A 7,041-nucleotide genomic window follows, 5' to 3' on the forward strand; every position below is an offset into this window, starting at 1 on the left:
CCGCCTCGTACCGGCATTCAAGGGCAGATGCATTCGGCATATGGGAAGACTACACCGCTGAGATGAACGCCTGAAATCCGCCCAAACGGGGAACAATGCTCGCCGACCAGAATAAGTTGGCAATGCCGTGTCAACCTTAATCCGGGCGCCGAACCCGAAGACATGATCTCCACTCGACTTTGGATCGAAGAAAAGCGGGTGATCGGTGTATGGATCAGACCGCTCAAGGCAATAAGTGATCTTTTCGACGCAATCGAAGCAAACAGGGCTCCTGTCTCGCCAGGAGACCTGGTGGCAAAGCTTGCCCTCCGGCTTGCAGATCGGGCGGAACCGACAATTGCAAATCTGAACGAACGCATTGACGAACTGGAAGAAAATCTTCTGGACGAAACGCTCAGTGCGTCCAAGGGCGCAATTGCCGATATTCGTCGCTCGGCAATCACTCTCCGTCGTTACATGTTTCCGCAGCGTGATGCGCTCACGTCATTCGAGATTGAGGATTTGCCCTGGCTGACTGATCGGGATCGAAGCCGGATCCGGGAAGCTGCAGATCGCGTGACGCGCTTGGGAGAGGAGCTCGATGCCATTCGAGACAGAGCTCAGGTGGTGCATGATCAAATAGCAGATAAACGGTCGGAAACTCTGAACCGGCGCATGTTCGTCCTGTCTGTGGTTACCTCGATTTTCCTCCCCCTCGGTTTGTTGACCGGTTTGTTGGGCATCAACGTTGGAGGTATTCCCGGGACCGGTGATCCGTGGGCCTTTTCGATCGTTTGCGGTCTGTTGCTACTTCTAGGAGGCGCACAACTCTGGATCTTCAAACGCCTGGGCATGATGCGCTAGGTGTGAAGCTCCGTAAAACGCCGGCGCAAATCAGCCGATAGAGGCCGTGTCATGAGGACCGGCCTCCTTGTCCAGCCCTCAGTTTGAAGCGCAAATCGCTATCAGACGGAAGCCATCCCGTTCCCACTTCAAGGGAAACGCTCTAACCGTGATCAGTATCGATCCGATATTCGGGAAGCCCGACCGTCGCCCTCAGGCGGTTTGAACCTTACCAGTATCCTGGCCGCGTCCTCGACTTCCGGCAAGCCGGGGTCAGGGAAGGGCCAGCAGCGGGTCGGTCATGATCCTGCCGGCGGCAAGCGCCGCGCCCTGGGGATTAAGATGCGCATCCGGCGCGTAAAGCCCCAGCGGCGACGGATGGTCGCGAAAGGTCGGGGTCAGGTCGATCAGGCCCACCCCTGCGTCCTCGGCCGCGCGGGCCACGTTCCGGCGTAGCGGGGCGCTGACGAAGCCATGCGGAAACAGCCCCCCGAACTGGTCGAGCGCGGGGATGTAGACCACCACCACCTGCCCCTGCCAGCCCTCCGCAATCTCCTTCATGCGATGAAGGATCTGCTCGAAAGCGGGGTTGTCGCCGGCTGCCTTGGGGTAGTGCAGGCCCAGAATGCTGGCGGTTTCCTGAAGAGCCAGGAAATTACGCATGTAGGACCGGCGGCTCAGATATTCCTCCAGACTGGCGGCGGTGCCCTGCCACCAGTCGGCAATGATCCGGGCCGAGTCCGCACGCTGTGCCGCGTCCATCTCGATCGGGCCGAAATCGGCGCCCGGCGTCAGGGCCTCGTGCAGCCAGGGTTGTTCGATCTCGACGGACAGGTTTTCCCAGTCATTCCCCTCGAAAAAGGCCACAACGGTGACGCGTGGGCGGAAATACGGTCCATAGCGGCCAAAAACCGCCAGTTCATACAAGGGGCCTGCGCCTCGGCTGGCAGTGTTCAGGATCGTGGCCCCACCCGTGCGCATCTGGTCGACGAGATGCAGGCCATCTTCAAGGCAGATGCCCTCGGCAAAGGAGTCGCCAAGCACCATCAGATCGACCGGCGCAGTGGTTTCCGGCTGCGGGTTGCGAAACCCGTAACGGTCGTTCCGTGTCGTGACCGGCACGCCCATGCGGCTGCACAGCAGCATCTCGGCTCCGGGCATCCCGGAAAGCACTGCATCGGCCAGAGTTTCGGTTCCCAATTTGGCATTCAGAGCCTTGATCGTATAGGCCGGGGGCATGGCGTCGCCAAAGCGGTCCGCGTCCGCGCCGCCATCAACGATCCCGGCCAGCCCCATCCGCTGCGGCAGGTGCTGCCAGCGCATATAACCTTCGAACAAGAACATCGCGGCAAGGATCGAGCACACGGTGATCCCCATCATCAGCGCGTTGTCGGGCGTTAGCAGCGTGGCGCAACCGACCAGCAGCGTTGCAATCGCCAGCGGTCCCACCACATAGCGCAGCAGCCGGGGCAGGTCCGAGGCGTAGTCGTCGAAATGTGCCAGCGCAAAGATCGCGGTCAGCACGAAATACCCCGCCGGAATCAGGCACAGGATGATGGCGATCCGCCGATGGCGGCCAACGATGGGCAAGGGCTTCTCCAGTCAGTCCAGTTCGTACCTGTTTTCGTAATTTTCTTGCAGAGAGGTGTCCTGCGCCTCTTTCTCCAGCAGGCAATTGCCGGCGACCAGAACCTCGATCCCGGTACCCATGAAGCAGCGGAAGGCGTCGGTCGGGGTGCAGACGATCGGCTCTCCGCGCACGTTGAACGAGGTATTGACCAGCAAGGGGCAGCCGGTCAGGTCGTTAAAAGCGGAGATCAACGCGTGATATTTCGGGTTGGTGTCGCGATGCACGGTCTGCACGCGGGCCGAATAGTCGACATGGGTCACGGCGGGAATGGCCGAGCGGCGGATGTTCAGCTTGTCGATGCCGAACAGGGCCTCCTCCTCGGACGTCATCTGGCGCCGGATTTGTTCGGCGACATCGGCGACAAGCAGCATATAGGGGCTGTCGCCGTCCAGATCGAACCACTCGCCGACATGCTCGCGCAGGACCGAGGGCGCGAAGGGGCGGAAGCTCTCGCGGTATTTCACCTTGAGGTTCAGCAGCTTCTGCATGGTATCCGAGCGCGGATCGCCAAGGATCGAACGGTTGCCAAGCGCGCGCGGCCCGAATTCCATCCGCCCCTGAAACCAGCCCACGGCCTTGCCATCCGCTAGCGCCTGGGCGCTGCGGGCAAGTATCTCACCCTCGTCAAGCCGGGTGAAGTTGGCTCCCGCCGCCGTCAGATCTGCCGCAATCCTGTCGTCGTCGAAGGCTGGGCCCAGATAGGCGCCCCGCATGGCATCACCGGGTAGCGCCTGTCGAGGCTGGTCCAGTTCCATATGCCACGCCGCCTGCGCCGCGCCGAGCGCGCCCCCGGCATCGCCCGCCGCCGGCTGCACCCAGATGTCGCGAAAGGCACCGTCGCGCAGGATCTTGCCATTGGCCACGCAGTTCAGCGCCACGCCGCCGGCAAGGCACAGCGAGGGAATGCCGTATTCCTGCGCCAGCGCGCGGGTCATGCGCAGAAGGATCTCCTCGGTCACGGCCTGGACCGAGGCGGCGATATCCATGTGGAACTGGGTAAGCGGCTCGGTCTCGGGCTGGCGCACGGGGTGGCCGAACAGGTCCGCCATGGCCTTGTTGGTCATGGTCAGCCCGGTTGCATAGTTGAAATAGCGCTGATCCAGCCGGAAAGAACCGTCCGGCTTTACATCGACGATCTTGTCCAGCATCAGGTCGCGAAAGCGCGGCTGTCCGTAGGGGGCCAGCCCCATCACCTTGTATTCGCCGGAATTTACCTTGAAGCCGGTGTAATAGGTGAAGGCGGAATAGAGTAGGCCCAGCGAATGCGGGAAATGCAGCTCGCGCTGGATTTCCAGATCCTTGCCGCGCCCGATGGCGACCGTGGTCGTCGCCCATTCCCCGACCCCGTCGATGGTCAGCACCACCGCCTCTTCGAAGGGCGAGGAGTAGAAGGCACTGGCGGCATGGCTGACGTGATGTTCGGCGAACAGCAGCTTGTCCGCGGAAAAGCGCGGGTCGAAAAGGCTCAGTTCTCGCTTCAGCAGGTCCTTTAGGAACAGCTTCTCGCGCAGCCAGACTGGCATCGCCATCCGGAATGAGGCCAGGCCGCGCGGGGCATGGGCCAGATAGGTTTCCAGCAGGCGCTCGAACTTCAGGAAGGGCTTGTCGTAGAAGGCGACGTGATCGACGCCGGCAAGGTCAAGCCCGGCTTCCTCCAGCACATACGCGATGGCATGGGCGGGAAACCCGGCGTCGTGCTTGCGCCGGGTAAAGCGTTCCTCCTGTGCGGCGGCCACAATCCGGCCATCGACCAGTAGCGCCGCTGCACTGTCGTGATACAGCGCCGAGATCCCGAGGATCGCCGTCACGGGGCTAGAACAGCGTATAGATGAAGGGTGCGACTGCCGAGCCCTGGCTGAGCACGATCAGCGCCCCGAAAATCGCCAGCACAATGAAAACAGGCAAAAGCCAGAATTTCCGCCTTTCGCGCAGAAAACCCCACATTTCGGCTATCATCGACATAGAGACTCCTCCTCCCTGCTTCGTTTTGAAACCGTGCCGGTATTTGTCCTAATATTGCAGTTTCATGGATTTCGGCTGCTCGGTTCTGGAGATCCAGTATGATTTTTCATTCGGATCCAGTTTCCTTGAAAGCGGATCCTTTCCACTGGCCCGCATCGCCAGCCCGATTGGAATGAAGACCAGAAGAAAAACAAGCGCCATCACTATCGGCGCCACAATGGCACCGAGCAGCAGGCCCAGCTTGAACCACAACTTGTTGGGCAGGCGCAGGATCTGCGGCGCAAACATGGCGAGGGCAATGAAAACCGCCGCGAGACCCAGCAAAACCCAGCGCGGCGCGTCCCCCTCCGTGACCGGCCACAACCCGATCAGTGCAAAGACTGCCGCGAAGACGAGCCCGAAATTGCGTTCGGAGCCCATCCGGACCGATGTGTTGAACTGATGATCACTCATTTGAAATCACAAAAATTAAAAACAGTATTATCCATATCAAAATCAACGGGGATAGTCGCCCATTAAATTTCCCTTACAGTAAATCGGCGCATCGAAAAGGTTTTCAGGGGCGTAATTACTCCGTAAGCATTTGTATTTTAATGCTTTGTGAGCTGTTCCAAGTCCGTAGCGGGGCGCGATGGGTTCGTTCGGGGTCCGTGGTATGCACTCAGCGGTAGTCTCTGGTTCCTCTAAATTTTAATGTTGGAGAAACCGACGGCACAGTGCGAGTACGCGTGTCGCAAAATTATATGGCGTTGACCTGCTCAGGGAGCCGATCTGCGAGCAGCTTGACGCAACACCTCCAAATGACTTGGATGGAAGACGCCGGAGGAAGTTTTCTCGCAAAAATGCTGGCAAGATGAGAGGGTGCCCCCTACCCTCGCGCACTGAAGCAGCAGGCTTTCAAGTATCGCTCGCACGATAGGACGTAAAACTTGGGACGAAGGTGCTCCAGAGACGGACAGCTTCAATTAGGATTGCGTTGTTGGTGGCTATTGCAGGGTCAGGAGTCGCACCTGTAGTTAAGCAAGCGCCAATCGATCAGTTTGCCTGCTTCTCGCCGGTTCGCTTATCGCTCCTGACAACCTGAATGGAATGCCCAAAGTGTCATCTCGAGAAACAAGACACCCGAAGCTTGATCTGAGGTTGCTTTCCTACCTGCTGACAGTTGGCGAGACCGGGAATATTACCCACGCGGCTGAGCAGTTGAATATTGCCCAGCCGACCCTTTCAAAGGCCCTGAAGGTCCTTGAGCACCAACTCGGAATGCCTCTGTTGGTTCGGCACGCCCACGGTGTGACGTTGACGGCTGTGGGCGAACGTCTGGTTCAGCACGCCCGCGCTGTAAGAGCGCAGGTTGTGCAGGCAGAAACAGAACTTGAACAAAGACGGCTGGGAACGACGGGAACAGTGCGGATCGGGGCTGGCCCGTCCTGGGTAAGGCGTTACCTGCCGGAAGCAGTCGAATATGTGCTGTCAGATGCGGATGGTATTCACATTGAAGTCGTGGGTGGTTTCGACGCCAACCTGCTCACTGGATTGACAACGGGCGATCTGGACTTTGTCGTTGCCGAGCTGCCACTTGAACGCGACGGTGACTACGCCTTTGAACACCTGACGACGGACAATCTGGTTGTGATCGCACGTCCAGAGCATGCCCTGGCTGGTCGTTCCGGCGTTAAGGCGCAGGAAGCAATGAGGGTCCGGTGGGGGCTTCCGCCAGCCGATACCCTGGCGCACCGCAAACTCGTCGGAAAGGTCACCAGTCTAGGCCTCAACCTTCCCGAAAAGACGGTGATCTCCTCATCGCACACGTTCCTGATGACACTGGCTGGGATCAGCGATCTATTGCTCTACACCACGCGAAGCCAGATGAAGACCCTGGAGGGATCTCATCTTGTCGAGATCGATGTTCCCGAACTGATGACAAGCAGGGATGCAGGCCTGATCTGGCGCACCGGCGCGCTGCTCTCGCCTTCCGCGGAACGCGTTGCGAAGGCGTTGAAAATGTATTGCTCGAAAGATCCGAGAAACTGATGCCATAGCCGCAGGCTATGGAGACCTGCAATATTATCATTTTTTCTCGCACCTCAAGCCTGCTACCCGTTGCGAGGGGAAGCGGTCTCGCATCTTCAACTGAATTGGGAGGAAACGATGAAGTCAGGTTTTTTGAAATATGGCGCTCTGTCGCTTGCTGCGGCAATTGCCTTGCCGGTCATCACGACCGCGCAAGCCGAAGAGCCGATCACAATCGTAATCAACCAGTCGCCCTGGTTGCCGGGGTTTCAGGCGGTCGTTGAACTTTATGAAAAGACAAGCGGAAACACCGTCAATCTGGACGTCAACCCGTTTGCCGGCAGCCTGGAAAAACAACGGACCGCAGTGCGTGCTGGCGAAAGCCCTTTCGACCTTCTGATCATGAACGCGGGGTTCTTCACCGAATTCTATACTGGGGGCTTTTTCAAGCCGCTCAAGGAAATCGACGCGTCGTTCGAGCTGTCGAAAGGGCATTGCCAACTTATTCTGGTCGGCGAGCATTGTTCCCCGTTTGGGCGGATTTCAGGCGTTCATCTCAGCGGTGTAGTCTTCCCATATGCCGAATGCATCTGCCCTTGAATGCCGGTACGAGGCGG

Annotated in this window: 7 protein-coding genes; 3 read left to right on the forward strand and 4 right to left on the reverse strand. The window is 59.0% G+C overall.

The features are described 5' to 3' along the window. The first annotated feature begins 111 nt into the window (after positions 1 to 111). Complete coding sequence (locus tag FMN63_RS11240) at positions 112 to 843, forward strand: CorA family divalent cation transporter (protein ID WP_286192609.1); 732 nt, start codon at positions 112 to 114, stop codon at positions 841 to 843. 252 nt (positions 844 to 1,095) lie between these two features. Here the strand turns inward: FMN63_RS11240 and FMN63_RS11245 are convergent, their stop codons facing one another. The 4 genes from FMN63_RS11245 to FMN63_RS11255 are packed head-to-tail and all read right to left on the reverse strand — an operon-like array spanning position 1,096 to position 4,867. Further along, complete coding sequence (locus FMN63_RS11245; protein ID WP_148584079.1) at positions 1,096 to 2,412, reverse strand: SGNH/GDSL hydrolase family protein; 1,317 nt, start codon at positions 2,410 to 2,412, stop codon at positions 1,096 to 1,098. Between the two features lie 12 nt (positions 2,413 to 2,424). Beyond that, complete coding sequence (locus FMN63_RS11250) at positions 2,425 to 4,260, reverse strand: carbamoyltransferase family protein (RefSeq protein WP_286192607.1); 1,836 nt, start codon at positions 4,258 to 4,260, stop codon at positions 2,425 to 2,427. Between the two features lie 4 nt (positions 4,261 to 4,264). After that, the gene (locus FMN63_RS29560; RefSeq protein WP_498931636.1) at positions 4,265 to 4,408 is read right to left on the reverse strand and encodes a DUF5989 family protein; all 144 of its coding nucleotides are present in this window, start codon (positions 4,406 to 4,408) and stop codon (positions 4,265 to 4,267) included. Positions 4,409 to 4,462: 54 nt separating this feature from the next. After that, on the reverse strand, positions 4,463 to 4,867 hold the full coding sequence (locus FMN63_RS11255) for an SxtJ family membrane protein (RefSeq protein WP_148584080.1): 405 nt from the start codon (positions 4,865 to 4,867) through the stop codon (positions 4,463 to 4,465). A gap of 645 nt (positions 4,868 to 5,512) precedes the next feature. Here FMN63_RS11255 and FMN63_RS11260 point away from each other — a divergent pair. Together FMN63_RS11260 and FMN63_RS11265 are read left to right on the forward strand one after the other, a co-directional pair. Further along, positions 5,513 to 6,445, forward strand: a complete 933-nt coding sequence (locus tag FMN63_RS11260) for a LysR family transcriptional regulator (protein ID WP_162530026.1) — start codon at positions 5,513 to 5,515, stop codon at positions 6,443 to 6,445. Positions 6,446 to 6,562: 117 nt separating this feature from the next. Continuing rightward, complete coding sequence (locus FMN63_RS11265; RefSeq protein WP_148584082.1) at positions 6,563 to 7,024, forward strand: extracellular solute-binding protein; 462 nt, start codon at positions 6,563 to 6,565, stop codon at positions 7,022 to 7,024. The last annotated feature ends 17 nt before the right edge of the window (positions 7,025 to 7,041 follow it).

The sequence above is a fragment of the Stappia sp. BW2 genome, assembly GCF_008107695.1.
Lineage (GTDB): Bacteria > Pseudomonadota > Alphaproteobacteria > Rhizobiales > Stappiaceae > Roseibium.